Origin of the sequence: Pseudomonas sp. MBLB4136 (assembly GCF_051904765.1) — a bacterium.
In the GTDB taxonomy this organism is placed as follows: Bacteria; Pseudomonadota; Gammaproteobacteria; order Pseudomonadales; family Pseudomonadaceae; genus Aquipseudomonas.
In genome coordinates this window covers 4442273-4466788 of record NZ_CP196713.1, presented here as the reverse complement: position 1 = coordinate 4466788, position 24516 = coordinate 4442273, and the positions used below count along the sequence as shown (strand labels likewise).

The 24516-nt window shown below is 67.4% G+C and carries 18 protein-coding genes; 10 read left to right on the top strand and 8 right to left on the bottom strand.

Features of this window, described 5'->3' with window-relative positions; genetic code table 11:
• Nucleotides 1-23 precede the first annotated feature (23 nt).
• From ACSX1D_RS20460 to ACSX1D_RS20450, 3 genes are read right to left on the bottom strand one after another with little or no spacing between them, the layout of a single operon-like run.
• On the bottom strand, nucleotides 24-1982 hold the full coding sequence (locus ACSX1D_RS20460) for an ATP-binding protein (RefSeq protein ID WP_439860198.1): 1959 nt from the start codon (nucleotides 1980-1982) through the stop codon (nucleotides 24-26).
• On the bottom strand, nucleotides 1979-6772 hold the full coding sequence (locus ACSX1D_RS20455; protein ID WP_439860197.1) for a PAS domain S-box protein: 4794 nt from the start codon (nucleotides 6770-6772) through the stop codon (nucleotides 1979-1981). Before ACSX1D_RS20455 ends, ACSX1D_RS20460 begins: the two co-directional genes overlap by 4 nt.
• Before the next feature lie 35 nt (nucleotides 6773-6807).
• A complete protein-coding gene (locus ACSX1D_RS20450) occupies nucleotides 6808-7935 on the bottom strand; it encodes a response regulator (RefSeq protein WP_439860196.1) in 1128 nt (375 codons plus the stop codon).
• Nucleotides 7936-8226: 291 nt separating this feature from the next.
• Here ACSX1D_RS20450 and desA point away from each other — a divergent pair, with 291 nt between their 5' ends.
• From desA to ACSX1D_RS20410, 8 genes are all read left to right on the top strand, one after another.
• Entirely contained in the window at nucleotides 8227-9414 is a 1188-nt protein-coding gene (desA, locus tag ACSX1D_RS20445) for a delta-9 fatty acid desaturase DesA (RefSeq protein ID WP_439860195.1), read from the top strand.
• A 115-nt stretch (nucleotides 9415-9529) separates the two neighbouring features.
• The gene (locus ACSX1D_RS20440) at nucleotides 9530-10501 is read left to right on the top strand and encodes a sensor domain-containing diguanylate cyclase (protein WP_439860194.1); all 972 of its coding nucleotides are present in this window, start codon (nucleotides 9530-9532) and stop codon (nucleotides 10499-10501) included.
• A 619-nt stretch (nucleotides 10502-11120) separates the two neighbouring features.
• Nucleotides 11121-12383, top strand: coding sequence for an OprD family porin (locus tag ACSX1D_RS20435; RefSeq protein WP_439860193.1), 1263 nt, complete (start codon nucleotides 11121-11123; stop codon nucleotides 12381-12383).
• Nucleotides 12384-12555: 172 nt separating this feature from the next.
• Nucleotides 12556-12882, top strand: a complete 327-nt coding sequence (locus ACSX1D_RS20430) for an ArsR/SmtB family transcription factor (protein WP_439860192.1) — start codon at nucleotides 12556-12558, stop codon at nucleotides 12880-12882.
• Nucleotides 12879-13310 carry a YeeE/YedE family protein gene (locus tag ACSX1D_RS20425; RefSeq protein WP_208707403.1) on the top strand — a complete coding sequence of 144 codons (432 nt, stop codon included), beginning with the start codon at nucleotides 12879-12881 and terminating at the stop codon, nucleotides 13308-13310. Before ACSX1D_RS20430 ends, ACSX1D_RS20425 begins: the two co-directional genes overlap by 4 nt.
• Nucleotides 13311-13312: 2 nt before the next feature.
• Nucleotides 13313-13732, top strand: coding sequence for a DUF6691 family protein (locus ACSX1D_RS20420; protein WP_439860191.1), 420 nt, complete (start codon nucleotides 13313-13315; stop codon nucleotides 13730-13732).
• A gap of 58 nt (nucleotides 13733-13790) precedes the next feature.
• Nucleotides 13791-14657, top strand: a complete 867-nt coding sequence (locus tag ACSX1D_RS20415; protein WP_439860190.1) for an MBL fold metallo-hydrolase — start codon at nucleotides 13791-13793, stop codon at nucleotides 14655-14657.
• Nucleotides 14654-16378: a SulP family inorganic anion transporter gene (locus ACSX1D_RS20410; RefSeq protein WP_439860189.1), complete on the top strand. Its 1725-nt coding sequence runs from the start codon at nucleotides 14654-14656 to the stop codon at nucleotides 16376-16378. Before ACSX1D_RS20415 ends, ACSX1D_RS20410 begins: the two co-directional genes overlap by 4 nt.
• 26 nt (nucleotides 16379-16404) lie before the next feature.
• On the opposite strand, the gene aguA is transcribed toward ACSX1D_RS20410, so the two are convergent.
• From aguA to ACSX1D_RS20385, 5 genes are all read right to left on the bottom strand, one after another.
• Nucleotides 16405-17511, bottom strand: a complete 1107-nt coding sequence (aguA, locus tag ACSX1D_RS20405) for an agmatine deiminase (RefSeq protein ID WP_439860188.1) — start codon at nucleotides 17509-17511, stop codon at nucleotides 16405-16407.
• A 100-nt stretch (nucleotides 17512-17611) separates the two neighbouring features.
• Nucleotides 17612-18490 carry an N-carbamoylputrescine amidase gene (gene aguB, locus ACSX1D_RS20400; RefSeq protein ID WP_439860187.1) on the bottom strand — a complete coding sequence of 293 codons (879 nt, stop codon included), beginning with the start codon at nucleotides 18488-18490 and terminating at the stop codon, nucleotides 17612-17614.
• A 248-nt stretch (nucleotides 18491-18738) separates the two neighbouring features.
• Nucleotides 18739-19386: a TetR/AcrR family transcriptional regulator gene (locus tag ACSX1D_RS20395; protein WP_439860186.1), complete on the bottom strand. Its 648-nt coding sequence runs from the start codon at nucleotides 19384-19386 to the stop codon at nucleotides 18739-18741.
• A gap of 81 nt (nucleotides 19387-19467) precedes the next feature.
• Nucleotides 19468-20526, bottom strand: coding sequence for an extracellular solute-binding protein (locus tag ACSX1D_RS20390; RefSeq protein WP_439860185.1), 1059 nt, complete (start codon nucleotides 20524-20526; stop codon nucleotides 19468-19470).
• Between the two features lie 138 nt (nucleotides 20527-20664).
• The gene (locus tag ACSX1D_RS20385; protein ID WP_439860184.1) at nucleotides 20665-22044 is read right to left on the bottom strand and encodes a glutamine synthetase family protein; all 1380 of its coding nucleotides are present in this window, start codon (nucleotides 22042-22044) and stop codon (nucleotides 20665-20667) included.
• Between the two features lie 276 nt (nucleotides 22045-22320).
• Between ACSX1D_RS20385 and ACSX1D_RS20380 the strand changes: the two genes are divergently transcribed.
• On the top strand, nucleotides 22321-23073 hold the full coding sequence (locus ACSX1D_RS20380; RefSeq protein ID WP_439860183.1) for a gamma-glutamyl-gamma-aminobutyrate hydrolase family protein: 753 nt from the start codon (nucleotides 22321-22323) through the stop codon (nucleotides 23071-23073).
• A gap of 43 nt (nucleotides 23074-23116) precedes the next feature.
• The gene (locus tag ACSX1D_RS20375) at nucleotides 23117-24475 is read left to right on the top strand and encodes a glutamine synthetase family protein (RefSeq protein WP_439860182.1); all 1359 of its coding nucleotides are present in this window, start codon (nucleotides 23117-23119) and stop codon (nucleotides 24473-24475) included.
• The last annotated feature ends 41 nt before the right edge of the window (nucleotides 24476-24516 follow it).

The window sequence follows — 24516 nt, the reverse complement described above, 5'->3', positions numbered from 1 at the left end:
GCAAGGTTTCAGTGCCTCGAGTCTCATGCGGATTGCTCCTGTGCGGTGGCGGCGGCCAGCGGCAATTCGATCCAGAAGGTAGCACCCTGGCCCTCGGTCGAGTCGAAGCCGATCCGCCCCCCCATGCGTTCGATCAGCTCCTTGCTGATCGCCAGCCCCAGGCCGGTGCCGCCGCGTTGGCGGCTGTCGGAGGCATCGGCCTGGGCGAATTTCTGGAAGATGCGCCCATGGAAGGCCCGGGCGACGCCGGGGCCGCGATCGCGCACGCTGATCCGTACCCAGGCGCCCCGGCGCTCGCTGCTGATCTCGACCTCCTGCTCTGCGGGCGAGAACTTCGCGGCGTTGGCCAGCAGGTTGCTCAGCACCTGCTGCAGGCGCTGGCCGTCGACCCTGACCCGCTCCGCGCAGCCCCCGACCTGGCGCAGGCGCACGCCGTGTTCGGCGGCATAGGCCTGATTGCACTGCAGCGCCTGTTCGATCAGTGGCTGCAGTGCCAGCGCCTCGCAGGCGATGGGCATGCGCTCGGCTTCCAACTTGCCGATGTCCAGCAGGTCGTTGATCAGCAGGCCCAGGCGCCGGCTGTTGTGCCGGGCGATCTGCAACATCTGCCTCAGGTGCTCCGGGACTTCGCCGAGGGCGCCGGAGTCGATCAGCTCCAGGGGCCCACTGATGGCGGTCAGCGGCGTGCGCAGCTCATGGCTGACGGTGGCGACGAACTCGTTCTGCAGGCGCTGTAGACGCTTGCTTTCGCGGATGTCCTGGACATGCAGGATCCAGCCGTCGACGGCGGCCGAGCTGTGGCCGAGGACGGCGGCGCTGAGTTCGACATCGACGGGCTCGCCGTGGGCGTCGAACAGGCATCCTTGCCAGCTGCGCCCGGTCTGTCCATCGGCGGCACCGAGCACGGCGTCCAGACCGACGCCCAGCTGCGGGTCGGCGAAGTGCGCCAGGGGCTGGTCGAGCAGCTCCTCGGTGCTACGCCGCAGCAGGCGGCAGAAGGTGGGGTTGACCGTCAGCAGGCGTCCCTGGGGATCGAGCAGGGCGAGGCCCTGGGGGGCCATCTCGAAGGCCTGGCGAAATTGCCGCTGGCTGTGGTTGAGGGCCAGCAGCAGGTTGGCCTGGCGATGCTGGCTGTGCAGGGTCAGGCCGATCAAGGCGCTGATCGCCAGGGCCAGGCTCCAGCCGATCAGGCGCAGCCAGCCGAGTTGCGGCGATTCGGCATGGGCGTCGCTGGCCCCGAGCCGCCAGTGCGCCCCGGCCATGCGCACGGTCAGCTCGACGGCGGGGGCGCCGTCGACGGCCGCGATGCCCTTGATCAGCTCGCCGTCGGCGGCATCGCGGTGCCTGAGGCGAATGACCAGGCCGAGCTGGCGGGCCGCACGCTCGACCTCGGCATACAGGCGGTCGAAGTCGATCACCGTGCTGATAAGGCCCCAGTAGCTGTCGTCGCGGAGGAACACCGGCACCCGGTAGATCAGCCCGTTGCCGCCCTGGACCAGCGGCAGCGGGCCGTCCAGGCCCGGCTCGCGGCTGGCGATGATGCGCTGCACGGCCGGCCACTGCTTGGGCAGGTCGGGGTAGGACAGGCCGAGGGCGGCTTCGTTGCCGGCCAATGGGTAGACGAAGACGATGCGGTTGTCCGGCGCCAGGCCGATGTTGCGGATATAGCGGCCACGCCGCAGCAGGCCGTCGAGCCAGGGTTGCAGCTCCGGTGGATGCACTTCGCCTTGCCGGGCGCCGATATAGGAGGCCAGGCCGGTGGCCAGGTGCAGGGTGGCGTTGAGTTCGCTCAGCAGCACCGCACGCACTTCGCCGGCACGGGCGGTGAGGCGCTGCTGGTGGGCGTCGAACTGGCGCAGGGCGAACTGCTGCAGCAGCAGTTCGACACCCAGTCCGAGCACCAGCAGCAGGGCCAGGCTGATCGCCCAGTTCCTGTTGCGACGGCGCCGCGAACGGGCCTGCTGGCGGGTCAATACGTTCATGCCGGGGGCGCCTCGGGCAGTTCGAACCAGAAGGTGGCGCCGCGGCCTTCGCCCGAGTCGAAGCCGATGCTGCCGCCCATCCGTTCGATGATTTCCTTGCTGATGGCCAGACCGAGTCCGGTGCCGCCCTTGTTGCGCGTGTCGCTGGCGTCGGCCTGGGAGAACTTGGCGAACATCTGCTCGCGGAAGGCTTCCGGTACGCCGGGGCCCTGGTCGCGCACGCTGATTCGCAGTCGCCCGGCGCGCGCCTGCACGCTCAGTGTCACGGCCTGGCCGGGCGGGGAAAACTTCGCCGCATTGGACAGCAGGTTGGCCAGCACCTGCAACAGGCGCTGGCCGTCGACCACCACCCGGGCCGCGTCGACTCCCTCGCGCAATTGCAGCGGTACGTCGAACTGCCGGGCGTAGGGCTGGTTCTGCTCCAGGGCCTGCTCGAGCAGCGGCATCAGCAGTTGTTCGCGCAGCTCCAGGTGCATCTTGCCGGCCGCCAGCTTTTCCATGTCGAGCAGGTCGTTGATCAGCTCGCCGAGGCGCTGGCTATTGCTCTGGGCGATCGTCAGCATCTGGCGCATCTCGGCCGGCACCTCGCCGAGGGCGCCGCCGTTGATCAGGCCCAGGGAACCGGCGATGGCGGTCAGCGGGGTGCGCAGCTCATGGCTGACGGTGGAGACGAAGTCGTCCTTCAGCCGCTCGATGCGTTTACGTTCGCTGATGTCGCGGATCACCGCGATAAAGCGCTGCTCGCCCTGGTGGCTGATCTGCGAGACGGCCAGCTCGATGGCGAACTGCTCGCCGTTGCTGCGCCGGCCGCTCAGCTCGCGCACGCTGCCGATCAGGCGCGCCTCGCCGCTGTGTCGATTGCGCGCCAGGTAGCCATCGTGGACCGCCGCCTCGGCTGCGGGCATCAGCAGCTTGACGTTGCGCCCGGCGACTTGCGCCAGGCTGTAGCCGAACAGCTGTTCGGCGGCGCGGTTGAAGGTCTCGATGCGGCCTTGCTGGTCGATGGTGACGATGGCGTCGAGGACGTTTTCCAGCAGGGTGCGCAGGTAATCCTCGCGCTCGCGGATCGCCCGTTCGGCGGCGATTCGCGCGCTGAAGTCCTGCACCTGGGAGACGAAGTGCAGCGGCCGGCCGCGGGTATCGCGCACCAGCGAGACGCTGAGCAGCACCCAGACGGTGGCGCCGCGCTTGTTCAGGTAGCGCTTCTCCATCTGGTAGGCGTTGATGCGTCCGGCCAGCAGGTCCTCGACGTTCTGCAGGTCGGCCGCCAGGTCGTCGGGATGGGTGATCTGCTGGAAGTCGCCGCGCAGCAGTTCCTCGCGGCTGTAGCCGAGCATCCGGCACAGCTCGTCGTTGACCTCCAGCCACTGGCCCTCCGGCGAGACCAGGGCCATGCCCTGGGGGGCGGTGCTGAAGGCGCTGCTGAAGCGTTGCTGGCTGACCTGCAACTGGTCCTCGACCGCCTTGCGTTCGCTGATGTCCCAGATGAACCCGGAGATCCACAGCAGCTCGCCCTGGCTGTCGTATTCCCCGCGGCCCTTCTCGCGCACCCAGACGCTGTGGCCGTCGGCATGGCGCAGGCGGTAGGTCAGCTCGAAGGCGTCCCGGCGCGCCAGCGCCTCGGTGGCGCGGTAGGTGGCCGACAGGTCGTCCGGGTGAATCACGCTGGCGTAGCTGCGTTTGTGGTTGTCGACGAAGTCGCTGGCCGGGTAGCCGCATAGGGCGAAGATGTCCTCGCTCATGTAGCGCATGGTCCACTCGGCGTCGTTGTGGCAGCGGTAGACCACCCCGGGCAGGCTGCTGACCAGGCCGCGGAAGCGGCTTTCGCTCTTCTGCAGGGCGCGGGTGGCCTGCAGCAGTTCGCTGATGTCGCTGGCGATGCCGAGGAAGCCGGCGATACCGCCAGCCCCGTCGGGGATGGCGCTGACGGTGAGGTTGACCGTACGGCTCTGGCCGTCCTTGCGGATGTAGGTCCACTGGCGGGTTTCGGCCGTGCCCTTGCGCGGGTTGTGCACGAACACCTCGAAGCCCTCGATGGGCTGCGCGGCGGCCTGGCTGAGTTGCTCGCCGCGCTGGCGTACTTCGTCGGCCCGGTGGAACGCCGCCGGGGTGCAGCGTCCGACCATTTCCGCGGCCCGGTAGCCGAGCAGGGTCTCGGCGCCGGAGTTGAACAGGGTGATCAGTCCGTGCGGGTCGGTGGCGATGATCGATACGCCGGTGGCCGAATCCAGCAGCGCCTGGAGGAAGCTGCGCGCCTGATGCATCTCCAGGTCGCGCTGCTTGCTGTCGCTGATGTCCTGCACCGTGCCGACCAGGCGCAGCAGCTGGCCCTGCTGGTTCGGCTGCAGGCGGCCCAGTTCGTGGACCCAGCGGATCTCGCCGCCGGGGCGGATGATGCGGTGCACCACGTCGTGCACGCCGCCAGCCTCGGCGGCGCGCTGGCTGGCCTCCACCTGTGCACGGTCCTCGGGGTGCACGCACTGGTAGAAGGCCGCCAGGCTGGGGCTGAAGTGCCGCGGGTCGCGGCCGAAGATGTCGAAGATCACGCCGGACCAGTGCAGCTCGCCGCTGCCCAGGTCGAACTCCCAGTGGCCCAGGCGGGCGATCTGCTGGGACTCGTCGAGACGTTCGAGCAGGGTCTGCCGCGCCTGTTCCTGCTGCTGACGTTCCAGGGTGGTGCCGACCCAGCGGGCGAACAGGCGCAGGAATTCGTGATCGGCCTCATCGAACGGCTGCTCGCGGGGCTCGGCGGCGGAGAAGTTCAGGGTGCCGAAGCGCCGGCCACCGACCCAGACCGGCAGGCCGATGTAGCACTCCAGGGCGAACTGCCGATAGCAGGGATGGCTGGCGTGGGGCGACCGGGCCATGTGCTCGATGGCCAGCACCTCGTCGCTGCCCAGGGCGATGCTGCAGTAGGTGTCACCGAGGGGGAAGCACTGGCCGTCGCGCAGGCTGTCGGCCGGTGAGACCTGGACCAATACGCGATAGTCCTCGCCCTCTATCTGGCTGATGATCGCCAGCGGCAACTGGTAGAAGCGCGCCCCCAGTTGCAGGGCCTGGCGCAGTTGCTCCTGGCTGCTGACTTTCGGCAAGGCGGCAATCTCGTTCAGCGCGCGCAGGGCCGCCTGCTGGCGTTGCAGGCGCCGCTGCTCGAGGCGGCGCTGGCTGTCGCGGCGCAGCGCTTCGACCAGTTGGCCGAGGGTCGCAAGCAGCGGATGCAGTTGCTCGATCAGCTCGTGCGGATAGCCTTCGGCCCGATTGGCCAGGCCGAGCAGGCCGACCATCTGCCCGCGACTGAAGATCGGCAGGCCGGCACAGGCGCGCACGGGCGGATGGGCCAGCGGCAGGCCGCTCGGCGGTGCTGCGGCGCCGCTCTCGTCGACGATCAGCGGTTGGGCATCGCTCAGGACGCGCCCGAACAGGCTGTGGCGGTCGCGAATCTCCAGGCCGCCGGCCTGCTGGTCAATCTGCTCGGCGAGGCCGCTGATGGCGTAGGTGCGCAGGTAGGGCGTGCCAGTCTCGTCGTCCAGCACCTCGCCGATGAAGCCGAATTGACTGGCGCTCAGTTCGAGGATGCGCTGCAGCAGGGCATCGAACACCTGGTACTGGTTCTGGGCGTCGATGTAGGCGGCCTGGGCCTGGGTGATGATGGTCAGCAGTTGGCGTGACTGCTCGCTCTGCTGGTGCCGCCGTTGCAGGGCGTGCTGGTGGCTGCGCATCAGCGCCTGGGTGCTGTTGCGGGTGGCCAGCAGCAGCGCCAACAGCAGGGCTTCTGCGCCCAGCCAGGCGAGCAGCCATTTGCCGACCAGCCAGCGCTTGCTCTGCTGGTGCGCGGCGAACTGCTCGCTGACATCGCGCCAGACCAGGGCCATGGCCAGGTTGGGCGCGGCGGATTGCCGCCGGTGCTGGTAGGCGGGCAGGGCGATCTGGTTGAGCAGGTAGGTTCGGCCCTGATCGTCGACCAGCTTGAGGGCGTTGCCCGCCGCCGGGTCCGGCAGCTGCTGCTGCTGTTGCCAGCGCTCCACCTCGGGGCGGGAGGCGTCCAGCAGTTGCCAGCGAGTGGGTCGTGATGACAAACCACGCAGGTGCTCGCCGCTGTTCGGCGCTTCGAGCAGGCCGCTGCGGACCAGCAGTGCCACGCCGGCCTGCAGCTCATGATCCAGGCGTTGCAGGTCGTCGAGTATGCCGAAGCCCACCTCGATGGCCCCGACCGTGGTTTCACCGCTTGGGCTCTCCGCCTGCAGCGGCGCGACCGCGGCCATGCCGGGCTGGTCGGGCAGCAGGACCAGGCCGGAGCGGCTGCGTCCTTCGCTCAGGGCGTCGCGCAGCATTGGTCGCTCGGCACCCTGGCGCTCGCCGAACCTGGTTGGCGCATGGACCCGCAGCAGCACCTCGGCGTCAGGCGCCAGGTGGACATAGAGACGGAACGGGTGGCGGGTCTGCAGGCTGCGCCAGCGTGGCGCCAGGCGCGTGTACAGTTGATTGCGGATATGCCTGAGGCTGTCGTCGGCGCCTCTGCTCGGCAGGCTGTGGGCCTGGCGTACCAGCTCGACCACCCAGGCGTCGGCGGCAATGGTGTCGGCCAGCATCGTCGCCTGTTCCCGCAGGTTGTCCTGGGTTCTCAGCTGGGCCAGGCGCTGCAGTTCCCCCTGTCGGGCCATCTGCAGCTGCCACAGGTCGTCGTGCTCCTGCAGCGCCTTCCAGCTGAGGGTGCTGAACAGCAGGGCGAGGATCAGGCTGCCGAGGCCGACTATCCAGTAGAGCGCCCGGGCCTTGGCCGCGGCGATCATGGACAGCTTCCTGGGACGGCCAGCGGCTGTCACGCTCAGGTCAGTCCGGCCAGGCGGCGCAGGCGCGCCAGGTCTTGCTGGTCGGGTTCGGGGTGCAGTTCGCAGACAGCCAGGCGCATGACAATGGTTTCTCGTTTGACGTTATTGCTGGCCAGACCATAGCAGGCACCGATCAGCTCGCGCAGCGGTGTGGGCAGCCGCCAGTGGGCTTTCAGGCGATAGGCCAGCACGTTGCTGGCCTGGTCCAGTGCCTGCTGCAGCTGTTCGGCGTCCAGCGTCTCGCCGGCATTCTTCCACAGCTGGGCCTGGTGCAGCACGCACAGTTCGCCCATGCGCTGCAGCACCGCCGCGCTGTGTAGCGGCGCGGGATCGAGGTGGCACTGCTCGGCCAGCCGGGACACCCGCTCGCCGAGGCGTTCGATCTGCTCGACATAGGCGATGGCCTGCAGCTTCAGTTCGGCGTCCTCGAGCTCCGCCGCCGGGCGCAGGCCCAGGCCCAGGCCGAGATTCAGGCTGGTGACCGGCCCGAGGCGGTGCAGCGCCTCGGCCAGGCTCAGGCAGGCCTGGTTGGCGCGATTGTATTGGCTGCTGTTGGCCGCGGCGATCAGGCGCGCGGTCAGCGCCGGGTCGCGCTGCCAGCGCTCGTTGAGCAGCTGCAGGCTTGGCGGTTCTTCTCCCGCCTGCTGCAGGCCATCGAGCATGCCGGCCAGCAGCGGCAGGTCGAGGGCGCTGGCCGGCAGCGCGGCCAGGTGATCGACGAAGCTGTCACCGGCCAGGGGCGCGACGCACGCCTCGGCCTCGTCTGCCGGCAACAGTTGCTGCAGGCATTCCAGTACTTTGGGCACCTGAAACGGCTTGCTGATGAAGGCGCTGACCCCGATCGCCTTGACCTCCAGCACGCTGCTGCGATCGGCGCGGCCGGTGACCATCACCAAGGGGACCTGGCTGTTGTCGCGGTGCACCTGTTCCAACAGATGGGTGCCCGAGTCGTCGGGCAGGTTCCAGTCGGAAATCACCAGATCGGCGGCGTGCTGTTGCCAGTCCATCAGCGCGGCCGCCACGCTGTCCAGGCACTTGACCTGAGCGGCCGGGCGCAGACTGAGAACGATCTGCTTGAGCAGGTCTGCGATCCACGGATCGTCTTCAAGAATCATCACGCGCATGACAGCTCCTTGGTGGCTTGTGCTTGCAGCCCGGCCCGCCGTCCGTCGCCTGGACAGGTCCGCAATGCGGCCTCCCGGCCATGGCTCGGAGGCGGCGTCAGCAGTAGGGTGGGCTGGAATTCCGGCGGCACGTTCAGCTCCGTTTGAGTGCACAGCAGTATAGATATCGGCACGCTCGAAGCATAAGTATCCAAAAGACCAACTGGTTTTCTGCCCTGGGGTGGGGATAATGGTGCACGGTCTGTTGCTTCAGGGCAGGCTGCGAAACCCTTTTGAGAGGCACTCGATTCCATGTGGTACAACGGATTTCTCGACCTGTCGATCTGGCAACTGATCGCGGTCACCCTGCTGATGACCCACGTGACCATCGTCAGCGTCACCGTCTATCTGCACCGCTACTCGGCGCACCGCGCCCTGGAGCTGCACCCGGCACTGAAGCACTTCTTCCGCTTCTGGCTGTGGCTGACCACCGGGCAGAACACCCGCGAATGGACGGCCATCCATCGCAAGCACCACGCCAAGTGCGAAACCGTCGATGATCCCCACAGCCCGGTGGTCAAGGGCCTGAGCACGGTGCTGCGCAAGGGCGCCGAGCTCTATCAGGAGGAGGCGAAGAACCAGGAAACCCTGCGCATCTACGGCAAGAACTGCCCGGATGACTGGGTCGAACGCAATGTCTATTCGCGCTACCCGATCGGCGGCGTGACCCTGATGGCGATCATCGACCTGGCCCTGTTTGGCGTGCTCGGCATGACCGTCTGGGCGATCCAGATGATGTGGATTCCGGTCTGGGCCGCCGGGGTGATCAACGGCCTCGGCCATGCCGTCGGCTACCGCAACTTCGAGTGCCGCGACGCGGCGACCAACCTGCTGCCCTGGGGCATCCTGATCGGCGGCGAGGAGCTGCACAACAATCACCACACCTACCCGAACTCGGCCAAGCTGTCGGTGCGCAAGTGGGAGTTCGACATGGGCTGGGCCTGGATCAAGCTGTTCAGCCTGCTGGGCCTGGCCAAGGTGCAGCGGGTGGCGCCGATCGCCCACCGGATCGAGGGCAAGCGGCAGCTGGACATGGACACCGCCATGGCGATCCTCAACAACCGCTTCCAGATCATGGCGCAGTACCGCAAGCTGGTGATCGCCCCCCTGGTCAAGCAGGAGCTGCTCAAGGCCGACGCCTCGGTGCGTCACCAGTTCCGCCGCGCCAAGCGCCTGCTGGCCCGCGAGCCGAGTCTGCTGCGGGAGACCCAGCAGCTGCGCATCAACGCCATGCTGGCGCACAGTCAGGCGCTCAAGGTGATCTACGAGAAGCGCCTGGCGCTGCAGCAGATCTGGGCCCGGACCAGTTCCAATGGCCACGAGATGCTCGAAGCGATCAAGCAGTGGGTGCACGAGGCCGAGGCCAGTGGCATCCAGTCGCTGCGCGACTTCGCCGAACAGCTGCAGAGCTACTCGCTGCGCCCGGCCGCCGTGCGCTGACCGGAGTCCGCGTCGCCGGTCAGAAGCCCGCCACTTGGCGGGCTTTTTCGTTGGCCGCCGCGGCGAAGCTCTATGCTGAAGGTGTCGCCCACGCATTTATCAGAGTGGCGGTCCTATGGACGAGCAGGGTCCTGTCCCGAGCGAACTGGAAGAGTTGACGCTGGCGCTGTTGCACTGCCGCGGCGAGGTTGCCCGGCTGCGAGAGCGCGAGCGCCTGTTCAGCACCCTGGTGGGCAGCCTCAACGCCGTGCTCTGGGCCCTCGACTGGTACAACCACCGGATGGTCTACGTCAGTCCGGCCTACGAACGGATCTTCGGCCGCTCCGCCGCGCTGCTGCTGGCCGACTACCAGGAGTGGCGCAACAGCATCTACCCGGATGACCTCGACTACGCCGCAGAGAGCCTGGCCAAGGTCCTGGAGACCGGTGCCGTGGAGACCCGCGAATACCGCATCATCCGCGGCGACGGGCAACTGCGCTGGCTCAGCGACAAGTGCTTCATCGGTCGCCAGAGCGAGGCCGGCGATCCGCACATCATCGTCGGTATCGCCGAGGACATCACCGAGAAGAAGCAGCTGGAAGGCGAGCTGCAGCGCCTAGCCACCACCGATGTACTGACCCAGAGCAGCAACCGCCGGCACTTCTTCGACTGCGCCCTGCGCGAGTTCGAGCACGCCCGCCAGTTCGGCACGCCGCTGGCCTTCCTGCTGCTGGATATCGACGATTTCAAGCAGATCAACGACAGCTACGGCCACCAGGTCGGCGATCAGGTGCTGCAGCGCCTGGCCCAGTGCGGCGCCACGGTGCTGCGCCGTGGCGACCTGTTCGGGCGCATCGGCGGGGAAGAGTTCGCCGCGCTGTTTCCCGGCTGCGAGCCGGCCCTGGCCAAGCAGATCGCCGAGCGCCTGCAGCGCGAGGTCAAACGCCTGGGCTTCAGCCACCAGGGCAAGGCCTTCGGCATCACCGTCAGCCAGGGCCTGACCAGCCTGGCCCAGGCCGACCTGAGCCTGGATGCGCTGTTCGCCCGCGCCGACGCGGCCATGTATGTGGCCAAGCGCCAGGGCAAGGACCAGATCGTCTTCGCCTGAATACCCCAGCCGGCTGCGTCGACGGCGTTGGCGACTTATCGCCAACGCCGTGCGGGCGCTCGGCGGAATCTCGCCTATTGCGGGCCGGCAGACCGCACCCTGGCGATTCGTCCTCGCGAAAAAGCCGCGCCCCAGAGCCATCGCCAGTCGGATCGAGGCGCTTGGCACGGTTGCTGCCTTAGCCATCCCACGGCCAGTGCGCGTCTCGACGACCCTCATCCTTTCGTCGAATGTCGCCTTCTCCTCGATTGACGGGGTAAACGTCGGCCATCTACGATATTTCGACGATATTGGAATTGGTATGACCAATATTCTCGAGGGACATAACAAGAACTTCAAGAAAGCTGTCGAGGTCCTCCATGCCGGTCCTGCTCATTGCCCCGTCCTGCCGCCTTGCCGATTCGCCGGGTACGCCGCGATCGATTCCCTTGTCGCGTATCGCCGGGCCGCTGCCGCCTACTCCGAACCCCTGATTACGGGCGCTCCCCGCCGTGCCCGGCGCTTGGCTTGCCGCGGCAGCAGGGAGAGTGCCCCCGATTTCGGTGCGTGACCGCCGCTTCGTCAGCGAGGCTGGTGTCCGGACCGATGTGCCACCCTTACAACACTGGAGCAAATCACAATGACAAAGACCTCCCTGGCTCTGGCCATCGCTGCCGGCACCCTGTCCCTGAGCCCCCTGGCCCAGGCCGAGTTCATCAAGGACAGCAAGGCCAGCCTGGAAGCGCGCAACTTCTACTTCAACCGTGACTTCCGTCAGGATGCCCGTCCGACTCCCAGCCAGGCCAAGCAGGAAGAATGGGCGCAAGGTTTCATCCTGCGTATGGACTCCGGCTATACCGAAGGCACCGTGGGCTTCGGCCTCGACGCCATCGGCATGCTCGGCTTCAAGCTCGACTCCGGTGATGGCACGGCGGGCAGTGGCCTGCTGGTTCCGGACCGCTCGGGCGGCTCCCAGGACTATTCCTCCGACCTGGCCGTCGCCGCCAAGGTCAAGGCCTCCAAGAGCACCCTGCGCGTCGGCAGCATGCAGTTCAAGAACATGGCCATCGCCTCCAGCGACAGCCGCCTGACCCCGCAGGTGTTCCAGGGTGGCCATCTGCTCTCCCAGGAAATCAATGGCCTGACCCTCGATGGCGGCTACCTGCGCGAAGTCAACCATCGCAACTCCGGTGACTTCGAGGACATCGCCATCACCAGCGGCGGCCGGCGCGGCATCACCACCAGCGGTGGCACCACCAGCGATTCCTTCCAGTTCCTCGGCGGCAGCTACAAGCTCAGCCAGGACCTGACCGCGGCCTACTACCACTCCCAGCTGGAGGATCTGTACAAGCAGAACACCTTCAACCTGGTGCACGTGCTGCCGATCGCCGACAAGCAGAGCCTGAAGACCGACCTGCGCTACACCCGCTCCACCGACGATGGTTCGCGCAGCAACGTCGACAACAAGGCGCTGAATGCCATGGTCACCTACAGCCTGGAAGGCCACAGCTTCGGCCTGGGCTACCAGAAGATGAGCGGCGACACCGGTTATGCCTACGTCAACGGTACCGACCCGTACCTGGTCAACTACGTGCAGATCAGCGACTTCGCCAACAAGGACGAGCGCTCCTGGCAGGCCCGTTACGACTTCAACTTCGCCTCCATCGGCATTCCCGGCCTGACCTTCATGACCCGCTACCTGACCGGCGACAACGTCGAACTGGGCGCCAACCGTTCCGAGGGCAAGGAGTGGGAGCGCGATACTGAGCTGATGTACGTGTTCCAGGAAGGCGCGCTGAAGAACCTCGGCGTGCGCTGGCGCAACGCGGCGGTGCGTTCGAACTTCGCCAACGACATCGACGAGAACCGCCTGATCGTCAGCTACACCCTGCCGCTGCTCTAAGCGCAACGCCTGCCGCGCGCCTGACCCCGCGCGCTACAGGGAGAAAGCCCGCCAACTGGCGGGCTTTTTCGTTGATCAAGCTGTCGCCGCCCGTCGGACCGGGAAGCGGGCTCGCTCCGCAGTACACTATATTGATAAATATATTGTTAATGGCTTAAGTGAGTGCCATCCCATGACCACCTCCGACGTGCCCCTGGATACCCAGCGCCTGCGGGCCAACGCCGATGCGGCCGGCCAGTTGCTCAAGGCCCTGGCCAATCCCGACCGCCTGCTGCTGCTCTGCCAGCTTGCCCAGGGCGAGCGCAGCGTCGGTGAACTGGAGGCCCAGCTCGGCATCCAGCAGCCGACCCTGTCGCAGCAGCTGGCGGTGCTGCGCCGCGAGGGCCTGGTGGAAACCCGTCGGGACGGCAAGCAGATCCACTACCGCATCAGCAGTCCGGCGGCCCTGGCGGTGATCGACACCCTGTACCGCCTGTTCTGCGCGGAGCAGTCGGCATGAGTCTGGATTGGCTGCACTTCACGCCCTGGTCGGCCCTGGCCGGCGGCGCGCTGATCGGCGCGGCGGCCAGCCTGTTCATGCTGCTCAATGGCCGCATCGCCGGGATCAGCGGGCTGCTGGGCAGCGCCCTGGAAGGCGGCGAGGGGCGCACGGAGAAGCTGCTGTTCCTCGCCGGGCTGCTGCTGGCGCCGTTGCTCTGGGGCCTGTTCGCACCGCTGCCGGTGCTGGAGTTTCCCAGCGACGGCCTGGCGCTGCCGCTTGCCGGCCTGCTGGTCGGCCTCGGCACCCGCTACGCATCCGGCTGCACCAGTGGCCACGGCGTGTGCGGCCTGTCGCGGCTGTCGCCGCGCTCGCTGGCGGCGACCCTGGCCTTCATGGCCAGTGGCTTCGCCACGGTGTATGTCCTGCGTCATCTGCTGGAGGTTTGAGCATGGGCAAGTTGACTGCGCTGCTGGCCGGCCTGCTGTTCGGCCTTGGCCTGCTGCTGTCGGGCATGGCCAACCCGGCCAAGGTGCTGGGCTTCCTCGACCTGGCCGGCGCCTGGGACCCGTCCCTGGCACTGGTCATGGCCGGCGCCATCGCCGTCGGCTATCCCGCCTTCGCCTGGGCCAAGCTGCGCCGCGATTCGCTGCTCGGTGCGCCGCTGCGCCTGCCGAGCGCGCGTGAGTTGGACCGCCGGCTGATCGCGGGCAGCCTGTTGTTCGGCGTCGGCTGGGGCATCGCCGGCATCTGCCCGGGACCGGCGCTGGTGGGCCTGGCGGCGGGCTACGGGCAGATGGCGCTGTTCGTCGTGGCCATGCTCGTTGGCATGGCCCTGTTCGCTGTCCTGCAGCGCCGCGGCGGCGCCTGAGCCGGCGCTGCATTATCGGGTGCGCCCGGCTATGCTGGCGGCCCACGGAGGAGTCCCCATGTCACCCGAAATAGCCGCCTTCTTCGATCCGGCCACCTCGACCTACAGCTACGTGGTCAGCGACCCGGCCAGCAAGCGCTGCGCCATCATCGATGCGGTGCTGGACTACGACGCCGCCGCCGGGCGCACCTCCGCGGACGGCGCCAGGCGCCTGGTCGAGCATGTGCGCGAGCAGGGTCTGCAGGTCGACTGGCTGCTGGAGACCCATGTGCATGCCGACCACCTGAGCGCGGCGGCCTACCTCAAGGGCGAGCTGGGCGGGCAGCTGGCCATAGGCGCGGGCATCACCGCGGTGCAGGCGACCTTCGCCAGGCTGTTCAACGCCAGCGACGAGTTCGTCGCCGATGGCCGCCAGTTCGACCACCTGCTCGAGGATGGCGAGTGCTTCGGCGTCGGCACCCTCGAGGCGCGGGCGCTGCACACCCCGGGTCACACCCCGGCGTGCATGACCTACCTGATCGGCGATGTCGCCTTCGTCGGCGACACCCTGTTCATGCCCGACTACGGTACCGCCCGCTGCGACTTTCCCGGCGGCGATGCGCGCAGCCTGTATCGCTCCATCCACCGGCTGTTCGCCCTGCCGGACGACACCCGCCTGTTCCTCTGTCACGACTACAAGGCGCCCGGCCGCGACGAGTACCAGTACCAAACCAGCGTGGCCGAGCAGCGTGCGCATAACGTGCATGTGCGCGAGGGCATCGACGAGGACGCCTTCGTGGCCATGCGCCGCGCCCGCGACGCCGAGCTGAGCATGCCCCGGCTGATGCTGCCGGCGGTGCAGGTGAACATGCGCGGCGGGGAACTGCCGCCGGCCGAGGGCAACGGCACCCGTTACCTGAAAATCCCGTTGAACCTGTTCCGATGAGCTGGCGTCCGGACTGGTTGCGCGGCTACGACCGCCGGGTGGCCGGCCAGGATGGCCTGGCCGCGCTGATCGTCACCCTGATGCTGATTCCGCAGAGCCTGGCCTACGCCATGCTGGCCGGCCTGCCGCCGCAGACCGGGCTCTACGCCAGCATCCTGCCGCTGCTGGCCTACGCGATGTTCGGCTCCAGTCGCGCCCTGGCGGTCGGCCCGGTGGCGGTGGTGTCGCTGATGACCGCCGCGGCGCTCGCGCCACTGTTCGCGCCGGGCAGCGCCGAGTACCTGGGCGCGGCCATGCTGCTGGCCCTGTTGTCGGCGCTGCTGCTGTTCGGTATGGCGCTGCTGCGCCTGGGTTTTCTCGCCAACTTCCTCAGCCATCCGGTGATTTCCGGGTTTATCAGCGCATCGGGCCTGCTCATCGCGCTGGGCCAGCTCAAGCATATTCTCGGCATCCAGGCGGCGGGCCAGGCCCTGCCCGAGCTGCTGCCGGCGCTGCTCGAGGGGTTGCCGGCGACGCACCTGCCGACCCTGCTGATCGGTGCCAGCAGCCTGTTGTTTCTCTGGTGGGCGCGGGCCCGCATGAAGGCACTGCTGGTGGCGCTTGGCGTCAGTCCGGCGCTGGCGGCGAACCTGGCCAAGGCCGGACCGGTATTGGCCATCGTGGTGTCGGTGCTGGTGGTCGGCGCCCTGCAGCTGGAGCAGGCCGGCGTCGCGGTAGTCGGGGTGATTCCCCAGGGGCTGCCGCCGCTGACCCTGCCGTCGCTGGACCTGGCGTTGATGCGCCAGCTGTTGCCGGCGGCGGCGCTGATCAGCCTGATCGGCTTCGTCGAGTCGGTCTCGGTGGCGCAGACCCTGGCGGCCAAGCGCCGCCAGCGCATCGCCCCGGACCGCGAACTGCTCGGCCTCGGCGCGGCCAACCTGGCGGCCGCGGTCAGCGCCGGCATGCCGGTGACCGGTGGCTTCGCCCGTTCGGTGGTCAATTTCGAGGCGGGCGCGCAGACGCCCATGGCCGGCGCCCTGACCGCCGTGGGTATCGCCCTCAGCGCGCTGCTGCTGACCCCCTGGCTGCACGACCTGCCCCAGGCGGTGCTGGCGGCGGCGATCATCGTCGCGGTGTTGGGCCTGGTCGACCTCGGCGCGCTGCGCCACACCTGGCGCTATTCGCGCCAGGACGGCGCGGCCCAGGCGGCCACCCTCGGCGGCGTGCTGCTGTTCGGCGTCGAGGTGGGCATCCTGCTCGGCGTCGGCCTGTCGCTGCTGCTGTTCCTCTGGCGCACCAGTCGCCCACACCTGGCGGTGGTCGGCCAGCTGCCGGGCAGCGAGCACTTTCGCAACGTCCTGCGCTACAGCGTGGTGCAGAGCCCCAGCGTGTTGTCGCTGCGGGTCGATGAAAGCCTGTACTTCCCCAATGCGCGCTTTCTGGAGGAGCGCGTCGGCGAGCTGATCGCCGCGCGGCCCCTGGTACGGCATCTGGTGCTGATGTGTTCGGGGGTCAACCTGATCGACGCCAGCGCCCTGGAGAGCCTGGAAGCCATCGCCGAGCGCCTGCGCAGCGCCGGGGTGCAGCTGCACCTGTCGGAAGTGAAGGGGCCGGTGATGGACCAGCTGCAGCGCTCGGCCTTTCTCCAGCAGTTCGGCGGCCAGGTGTTCGTCAGCCAGTACCACGCGCTCTGCGCCCTGGACCCGGACAGCACCGACCGCGCCCTGCAACAGACGGCCTAGCGCGGGCGGCGTGGCGCCGCCCGGGCTCAGCGCCGTTGCGGCGCGGGCTGCTGCTGGGTGATGCAGTGGATATTGCCGCCGCCGAGGAGGATTTCCCGGCCCGGCACCATCACCACCCGGTGCTCGGGGAACAGCGCCTGCAGGATAGTGCGGGCCTGCTCGTCCAGCGGGTCGTCGAAGCTCGGCGCGATGATGCCGCGGTTGACGATCAGGAAGTTGACGTAGGAGCCGGCCAGGCGTACCTCGGGGCTGCGTTCCTGGCTGCCGGCGACCAGGTCGACCCCGGCGCATTCCTCGGCGCTGGCATGCAGCGGCCCGGGAATCGGCATCTTGTGCACGATCAGCTGGCGGCCCCGGGCGTCGCGGGCAGCGGCCAGCACCTGCATGGCCGCCTGGCAGCGGGCGTAGTTGGGATCCTGCGGGTCGTCGGTCCAGGCCAGCAGCACCTCGCCCGGGCGCACGTAGCAGCAGAAATTGTCGACGTGGCCGTCGGTCTCGTCGTTGAACAGGCCGTCCGGCAGCCAGATCACCGTGTCGACGGCCAGGTGGTCGCGCAGCATCTGCTCGATCTCGGCGCGGCCCAGCTGCGGGTTGCGGTTGCGGTTGAGCAGGCATTCCTCGGTGGTGATCAGGGTGCCCTCGCCGTCGACATGGATCGAGCCGCCTTCGAGGACGAAGCCCTCGGTGCGGTAGCGCGCGCAGCGCTCGATCTCGAGGATCTTGCTGGCCACCTGGTCATCGCGCAGCCAGGGGAAGTACAGGCCGCCATCGAAGCCGCCCCAGGCGTTGAAGGTCCAGTCGACGCCGCGCACTTCGCCCAGGGCATTGCTGACGAAGGTCGGCCCGGTGTCGCGCACCCAGGCGTCGTCGGTGCTGATCTCGACCAGGCGGATGGCCGGGTGATCGAGGCGCGCGCGGGCGTTCTCGTACTGCTCGGCGCTGACGCAGACGGTCACCGGTTCGAATTCGGCGATGGCCTTGGCCACCGCGCTGAAGGCGGCCTGGGCCGGCTTGCCGCCCAGACGCCAGTTGTCCGGCCGCTGCGGCCAGACCATCCAGGTCTGGCTATGGGGTTCCCACTCGGCCGGCATGCGGAAACCGTCGGCGCGTGGGGTGCTGTTCAGGGTGGTCATCGCGTTTACCTTTTTCAGATTCGGCCTGGTAGTGCGTTACGGAAGCCTACCTGTCCCGACGTCGCTGCGACAGCCGGGACGTTCGTTTGACGAGGCGCGATCAGGACTCCAGCACGCCGTCGAGGGTCTTGATCGGCGCGTATAGGTTCGGCCGGCGATCGCGGAAGCTGCCCCAGGCGCTGCGGATGTGCTCCAGCTGGTCGAGGTCGAACCGGTGCACCAGCACGCCTTCCTCGGTCTCGTTCAGTTCCTCGACCTTCTGCCCGAACTGGTCGGCGATGAAGGAGCTGCCGTAGAAGGTGATGTGGTAGCCGTCCTGGTCCTCGCGGCCGATGCGGTTGCTGGCCACCAGCGGCATCAGGTTGGCGCCGGCGTGGCCCTGCTGCACGCGCTGCCAGTGGTCGCGGGAGCTGATGCTCGGGTCGTGGGGCTCGCTGCCGATGGCGGTCGGATAGAAGAGGATCTCGGCGCCGAGCAGGGCCATGCTGCGCGCGCACTCGGGGAACCACTGGTCCCAGCAGATGCCCACGCCGATCTTGGCGTAGCGGGTGTTCCATACCTTGAAGCCGGTGTCGCCCGGGTTGAAGTAGTACTTCTCGTGGTAGCCGGGACCGTCCGGGATATGGCTCTTGCGATAGATGCCGAGGTTCTCGCCGTCGGCGTCGATGATCGCGATGCTGTTGTAGCGCGCCCGCCCGGCCAGTTCGAAGAAGCTGATCGGCAGCACCACCTGCAGCTCCTTGGCGACCTGCTGGAAGTGCGCGATGGCCGCGTTGGCCTCGACCGTGGTGGCCAGCTGCAGGAAGTCCGGGTTGGGCTTCTGGCAGAAGTACGGGGTCTCGAACAGTTCCTGGATCAGGATGATCTGCGCGCCCTGGGCGGCGGCCTGGCGCACCAGCTTCTCGGCGTTGGCGATATTGGCGGCGCGATCCCAGGAGCAGGCCATCTGGGTGGCGGCGACGGTGACGATGCGGGACATGGAACACCTCTTCAGAGCAGTAGGCGGTGGCCGTTACAGGCGAGCGGACGGCCGAATGCGGTGGCGGCTCGGCGCGTCTAGGACGGCCGAGCGGCTGCTGACTTTATAGTCGATAAAAATCGGCTTTAGAAGCTATTTTTTTCTATTTTCAGATAAATTTCGATAAAAATATCGATAGTTATCCGTTTATTGTGACGGAGGGCTGCCACGCCAGCACCTGCAAATCCGGGATGGGCAGGGTGCGGGCGTCACTCGGGCGGCAGCGGCGCGTCCCGTTTCGGCAGGCAGGGCGGCAGGTACAGGCCCAGGTAGGCGTCGAACACGCGCATGCCCTCTTCGGCCAGGCGCGGGCTGATACGGCCATGCTGTTGCACCGAGCGGGCGTAGACCCGGTCGCCCAGCTCCATGGCCAGGGCGAACACGTCGATATCCGTCGGCAATGGCGGCAGGAGGAAATGCCGGGCGAACAGCGCCTGCATCAGCTGGCCCAGTTCGATGTCGTGCTGGCGGTCGGCCTGGGTCACCTCGGCCAGGCCGTGCTGGGCGAGGATCAGCTGGCGGGCGGCGGCGTCGCCGGCGTAGATCGCCAGCATGCGCAGCTCGACGGTGCGCGCCAGGTCGCGCCAGTCGCGCAGCTCGGCGTGTGCCACCGGTTGTTGCAGGCTGGCGCGGAAGGCGGCGTGGATGTCCGCGGTCAGGGCTTCCAGCAGGGCCGGCACGCTGGCGAAGAAGTGGTACACCGAGGACGGCGGGATGGCCGCGCGCTCGGCCACGCTGTAGATCGACAGGCTCGCCACGCCCTGCTCGGCGAGCAGTTCGCGGGCGGCGGCGAGGATCACGGCGATGCGTGCCTGGCTGCTGGCGCGGGGCTTGCGGGCGGTACTGGGACGCGACATGGCGGAGATCTCGGCAAGGGACGGCCTATTGGACGTCAGCCGTCGCTGCTGGCGCAAGCCGAGCGGGCGCCCGCCTGCGCGTCAGTCGCCGCCGCGGAACTGGCGCCAGACCCGGTCGCGAACCTGCGCGTGCCTCTCCGGCATGGCGTCCAGGGCATACAGGGGGCGCTTGGTGGCGCGATCGGGATAGAGCCCGGGGTGGTCGCGCAGGTGTTCGTCGAGGTAGGCCTGGGCGTCGGCATTGCCATTGGGGTAGAGGACTTCCTCGGTGATCAGCGCGGCGACCTGCGGGCGCATCAGGTGGTCGATCAGGCGGTGGGCCAGGTCGGGGCGGCGGGCGCCGCGTGGAATCACCAGGTTGTCGATAAACAGCACCGAGCCTTCGTCGGGCACCAGGAAGCGCACCGGCTGGCCGGCGTCGGCGGCGGCCAGGGCGTCGCCGACCCAGGCCATGGCGACGCACAGGCGGCCCTGGTTGAGGTCGTCGATATAGCGTTCGCTGTCGACGTAGCGCAGGTTGGGGCGCAGGCCCGCGAGCACGTCGGCGGCGCGCTCGATGCGGCTCGGGGCGCTGCGGGTCAGGCTGCGGCCCTGGTAGTTGAGCAGCAGCGACAGGGTCTCGTCCGGCGCGTCCAGCACGCTGATGCCGCAGCTCGCCAGGCGCGCGCTCTGCGCGGCGTCGAACAGCAGGCTCCAGCTGTCCGGCAGCGGGCCGCCGAACGCCGCTTCGGCCTGCGGCGTGTTGATCGCCAGGCCGACCGCGCCCCACAGGTAGGGCACGGCATGGCGATTGCCGGGGTCGACCGCGGCCAGCTTGCTCAGCAGTTCCTTGTCCAGGTGGCGGCGATTGGCCAGGCGCTGGAAGTCCAGGGGTTGCAGCAGGCCCTCGTCGATCAGCCGCGGCAGGTCGTTGTGCGAGGGCACGATGAGGTCGATGGCCTCGTTGCCGCGGATCGCCGCGTGCATTTCCCCGGCGGTGCTGAAGGTGCGGTACTCGACGCGGATGCCGGTGTCGGCGCTGAACCGCTGCAGTACCTGGGGGGCGATGTAGTCGTTCCAGTTGTACACGCGGATGACGTCCTCGGCGCTGGCCAGCAGGGGCGTCAGGCTGAGCAGCAGCGAAGCGAGCAAGCGGGGCATGGGGTGTCTCCCTGTCGGCATGGGCGTGCGCGCCATCCGGCGCGGCCGTCGAGTGCAGCAGGCGCAAGCCTGGGCAATGCTGCCCGGGGCCGGCTGAATAGAACGACGCCGGCTCGGGGCCGGCGTCGGGGGTGTTGCTTACACGGTGTGCAGGTACCAGTTGTACTCGAGGTCGGAGATGGTGGTCTCGAACTCCTCCAGCTCGGCTTCCTTGCACGCGACGAAGATGTCGATGTACTCGGGGCTGATGTACTGGTTGAGCACTTCGCTGTCGTCCAGCTCGCGCAAGGCATCGCGCAGGTTGTTCGGCAGGCTCTGCTCCAGCTGCTCGTAGGAGTTGCCCTCGATCGGCTCGCCCGGCTCGATCTTGTTGGTCATGCCGTGGTGAATGCCGGCGAGGATCGCCGCCATCATCAGGTAGGGGTTGGCATCGGCGCCGGCGACGCGGTGCTCGATGCGCACCGCGTCGGCACTGCCGGTCGGCACGCGCACCGCCACGGTGCGGTTGTCCAGGCCCCAGCTCGGCGCGTTCGGCACGTAGAACTGCGCGCCGAAGCGGCGGTAGGAGTTGACGTTCGGGCAGAGGAAGGCCATCGACGCCGGCATGGTGTCGAGGATGCCGCCGATGGCGTGGCGCAGCACGTCGCTCTGCAGCGGGTCCTCGGAGGTGAAGATGTTCTTGCCGGTCTTCTTGTCGAGCAGCGAGATGTGCACGTGCAGACCGTTGCCGGCCTGGCCCGGGTAGGGCTTGGCCATGAAGGTCGAGTCCATCTCGTGGTCGTAGGCGATGTTCTTGATCAGGCGCTTGAGCAGCAGCGCATAGTCGCAGGCCTTGAGCGCATCGTTGGTGTGATGCAGGTTGACCTCGAACTGCGCCGGGGCACTTTCCTTGACGATGGCGTCGGCCGGCAGGGCTTGCTCCTTGGCGGCCTCGAGCATGTCCTGCAGGCAGTCGACGTATTCGTCGAGGTCGTCGATCAGGTAGACCTGGGTGGAATGCGGGCGCTTGCCGGAGATCGGCGAGCGTGGCGGCTGCGGACGGCCGTTCACGTTCTCCTGGTCGATCAGGTAGAACTCCAGTTCGAAGGCGGCGCAGATGGTCAGGCCTAGTTCGTCGAACTTCTGCACCACCTGGCGCAACACCTCCCGTGGATCGGCGAAGAAGGGCGTGCCGTCCAGTTCGTGCATGGTCATCAGCAGTTGCGCGGTGGGGCGCTTCTGCCAGGGCTCGTTGCACAGGGTGTTGGGGATGGGGAAGCAGATACGGTCGGCGTCGCCGATATCCAGGCCCAGGCCGGTGCTTTCCACCGTCGAACCGTTGATATCCAGGGCGAACAGCGAAGCCGGCAGGTTGATGCCTTTTTCGTACACCTTGTGGAGGCTGGCGCGTTCGATGCGCTTGCCGCGCACCACGCCATTCATATCTGCAATGAGAAGGTCGACGAACTGGACCTCAGGATGTTCCTTAAGGAACGCGTTCGCTTCATTAAGCTGAACGGCACGCGGGGGTACCGACATGATGCAACACCTTATTTGTTAAAAATATCAATCATGCGACTGCACGACAGTGAGTCAATCCTAAACGTCAATGCCTGTCAAGAGAGGCAAATGGTGCCCTGAAAAAGAGCTTCGTGGCCATTTATAGGGCGTTTCAGGGCAGTCATGAGCAGCGCGCGGTCAGGCCTGGCGCGCTGCTCAGTTGGGTGTGTTCAATTTTTTACATGGCTATTGTGTAAAAAAATGAACAACGCTAAGCTCCGCTCAAGCCCATAACAGCAATAAGACGGGTGTCCCATGTCGCGCCTGCCGTTGATCGGTGTTACCGCCTGTACCAAGCAGATCGGTCTGCATTCCTACCATATAACCGGCGATAAATACGTTCGCGCCGTGGTTGCCGGAGCCGGTGGTCTGCCACTGATCATTCCGGCCCTGGGCGAGCTGATCGACCAGCCGAGCCTGCTCGATAATCTGCACGGCCTGCTGTTCACCGGTTCGCCGTCGAACGTCGAGCCCCACCATTATAGTGGCCCGCCGAGCAGCGCCGGCACCCAGCACGATCCGGCGCGGGACCAGACCACCTTGCCGTTGATCCGCCGGGCGGTCGATGCCGGCATCCCCGTGCTGGGCATCTGCCGTGGTTTCCAGGAGATGAACGTGGCCTTCGGCGGCACCCTGCACCAGAAGGTGCACGAGGTCGCCGGCATGCTCGACCACCGCGAGCCGCAGGAGCAGCCGCTCGAGGTGCAGTATGCGCCGAGCCATGCCCTGCAGGTGCAGCCGGGCGGGGTGCTCGCCGGCCTCGGCTTGCCGGGGGAGATCGAAGTCAATTCCATTCATGGCCAGGGCGTTGAGCGTCTGGCGCCCGGCCTTCGCGTAGAGGCACTGGCGCCAGACGGGTTGATCGAAGCCTTCTCCGTCGAGGGGGCGCCGAGCTTCGCCCTCGGGGTGCAATGGCACCCCGAGTGGCAGGTAGTATCCAACCCGAATTATCTCGCCATCTTCCAGGCCTTTGGTGAGGCTTGCAGGAAGAGGGCGGGGCAACGCTGAGCCGGCTATAAAGGATTCGGCTCTTTCCAACCCTGAGGTCTCTATGAGCACCAAATTGGACCAGCTTTCGAGCTGGCTGAAAGAACGCAAAATCACCGAAGTTGAATGCCTTGTCAGCGATCTTACCGGCATTGCCCGCGGCAAGATCTCGCCGACCAACAAGTTCCTCGACGAGAAGGGCATGCGCCTCCCCGAGAGTGTGCTGCTGCAGACCGTCACCGGTGACTACGTCGAGGACGATGTCTATTACGAGCTGCTCGATCCGGCCGACATCGACATGGTCTGCCGCCCGGACGAGAATGCGGTATTCCTGGTGCCCTGGGCCATCGAGCCGACCGCCCAGGTGATCCACGACACCTATGACAAGCAGGGCAACCCGATCGAGCTGTCGCCGCGCAACCTGCTGAAGAAGGTGCTGAAACTCTATGCCGACAAGGGCTGGCGGCCGATAGTCGCGCCGGAAATGGAGTTCTACCTGACCAAGCGCTGCGAGGACCCGGACTTCCCGCTGCAGGCGCCGCTGGGCCGCTCCGGCCGTCCGGAAACCGGCCGCCAGTCGTTCTCCATCGACGCCGCCAACGAATTCGACCCGCTGTTCGAGGACATGTACGACTGGTGTGAACTGCAGGGCCTGGACCTCGACACCCTGATCCACGAGGAAGGCCCGGCGCAGATGGAGATCAACTTCCGTCACGGCGACGCCCTGGCCCTGGCCGACCAGATCCTGGTGTTCAAGCGCACCATGCGCGAGGCGGCGCTCAAGCATGACGTGGCGGCCACCTTCATGGCCAAGCCGATCACCGACGAGCCGGGCAGCGCCATGCACCTGCACCAGAGCATCGTCGACCGGGAAACCGGGCGTAACGTCTTCTCCAACGAAGACGGTTCGATGAGCGAGCTGTTCCTCCATCACATCGGCGGCCTGCAGAAATTCATCCCCGAGCTGCTGCCGCTGTTCGCGCCGAACGTCAATTCGTTCCGCCGCTTCCTGCCCGATACCTCGGCGCCGGTGAACGTCGAGTGGGGCGAGGAGAACCGCACGGTGGGCCTGCGCGTGCCGGATTCCAGCCCGCAGAACCGGCGGGTGGAGAACCGCCTGGCCGGCGCCGACGCCAACCCCTACCTGGCGTTGGCCGCCAGCCTGCTGTGCGGCTACATCGGCATGGTCGAGGGCATCGAGCCGAGCGCCCCGGTGGTCGGGCGTGGCTACGAGCGGCGCAACCTGCGCCTGCCGCTGACCCTGGAGGCGGCGCTGGAGCGCATGGAGACCTGCAAGACCGTGGAACAGTACCTGGGCAGCAAGTTCGTCAGCGGCTACGTCGCGGTCAAGCGCGCCGAACACGAGAACTTCAAGCGGGTGATCAGCTCCTGGGAGCGCGAGTTCCTGCTGCTGTCGGTCTGAGTGAGTGGGGGCCGGCCTCGAATGCATCCGGCCCCGATCAA

What these genes read in the sequence shown, in the direction of transcription:
- ACSX1D_RS20460 (WP_439860198.1), bottom strand. Translation starts at nt 1,982, where the DNA reads ATGAACGTATTGACCCGCCAGCAGGCCCGTTCGCGGCGCCGTCGCAAC.
- ACSX1D_RS20455 (WP_439860197.1), bottom strand. Translation starts at nt 6,772, where the DNA reads ATGATCGCCGCGGCCAAGGCCCGGGCGCTCTACTGGATAGTCGGCCTC.
- ACSX1D_RS20450 (WP_439860196.1), bottom strand. Translation starts at nt 7,935, where the DNA reads ATGCGCGTGATGATTCTTGAAGACGATCCGTGGATCGCAGACCTGCTC.
- desA (WP_439860195.1), top strand. Translation starts at nt 8,227, where the DNA reads ATGTGGTACAACGGATTTCTCGACCTGTCGATCTGGCAACTGATCGCG.
- ACSX1D_RS20440 (WP_439860194.1), top strand. Translation starts at nt 9,530, where the DNA reads ATGGACGAGCAGGGTCCTGTCCCGAGCGAACTGGAAGAGTTGACGCTG.
- ACSX1D_RS20435 (WP_439860193.1), top strand. Translation starts at nt 11,121, where the DNA reads ATGACAAAGACCTCCCTGGCTCTGGCCATCGCTGCCGGCACCCTGTCC.
- ACSX1D_RS20430 (WP_439860192.1), top strand. Translation starts at nt 12,556, where the DNA reads ATGACCACCTCCGACGTGCCCCTGGATACCCAGCGCCTGCGGGCCAAC.
- ACSX1D_RS20425 (WP_208707403.1), top strand. Translation starts at nt 12,879, where the DNA reads ATGAGTCTGGATTGGCTGCACTTCACGCCCTGGTCGGCCCTGGCCGGC.
- ACSX1D_RS20420 (WP_439860191.1), top strand. Translation starts at nt 13,313, where the DNA reads ATGGGCAAGTTGACTGCGCTGCTGGCCGGCCTGCTGTTCGGCCTTGGC.
- ACSX1D_RS20415 (WP_439860190.1), top strand. Translation starts at nt 13,791, where the DNA reads ATGTCACCCGAAATAGCCGCCTTCTTCGATCCGGCCACCTCGACCTAC.
- ACSX1D_RS20410 (WP_439860189.1), top strand. Translation starts at nt 14,654, where the DNA reads ATGAGCTGGCGTCCGGACTGGTTGCGCGGCTACGACCGCCGGGTGGCC.
- aguA (WP_439860188.1), bottom strand. Translation starts at nt 17,511, where the DNA reads ATGACCACCCTGAACAGCACCCCACGCGCCGACGGTTTCCGCATGCCG.
- aguB (WP_439860187.1), bottom strand. Translation starts at nt 18,490, where the DNA reads ATGTCCCGCATCGTCACCGTCGCCGCCACCCAGATGGCCTGCTCCTGG.
- ACSX1D_RS20395 (WP_439860186.1), bottom strand. Translation starts at nt 19,386, where the DNA reads ATGTCGCGTCCCAGTACCGCCCGCAAGCCCCGCGCCAGCAGCCAGGCA.
- ACSX1D_RS20390 (WP_439860185.1), bottom strand. Translation starts at nt 20,526, where the DNA reads ATGCCCCGCTTGCTCGCTTCGCTGCTGCTCAGCCTGACGCCCCTGCTG.
- ACSX1D_RS20385 (WP_439860184.1), bottom strand. Translation starts at nt 22,044, where the DNA reads ATGTCGGTACCCCCGCGTGCCGTTCAGCTTAATGAAGCGAACGCGTTC.
- ACSX1D_RS20380 (WP_439860183.1), top strand. Translation starts at nt 22,321, where the DNA reads ATGTCGCGCCTGCCGTTGATCGGTGTTACCGCCTGTACCAAGCAGATC.
- ACSX1D_RS20375 (WP_439860182.1), top strand. Translation starts at nt 23,117, where the DNA reads ATGAGCACCAAATTGGACCAGCTTTCGAGCTGGCTGAAAGAACGCAAA.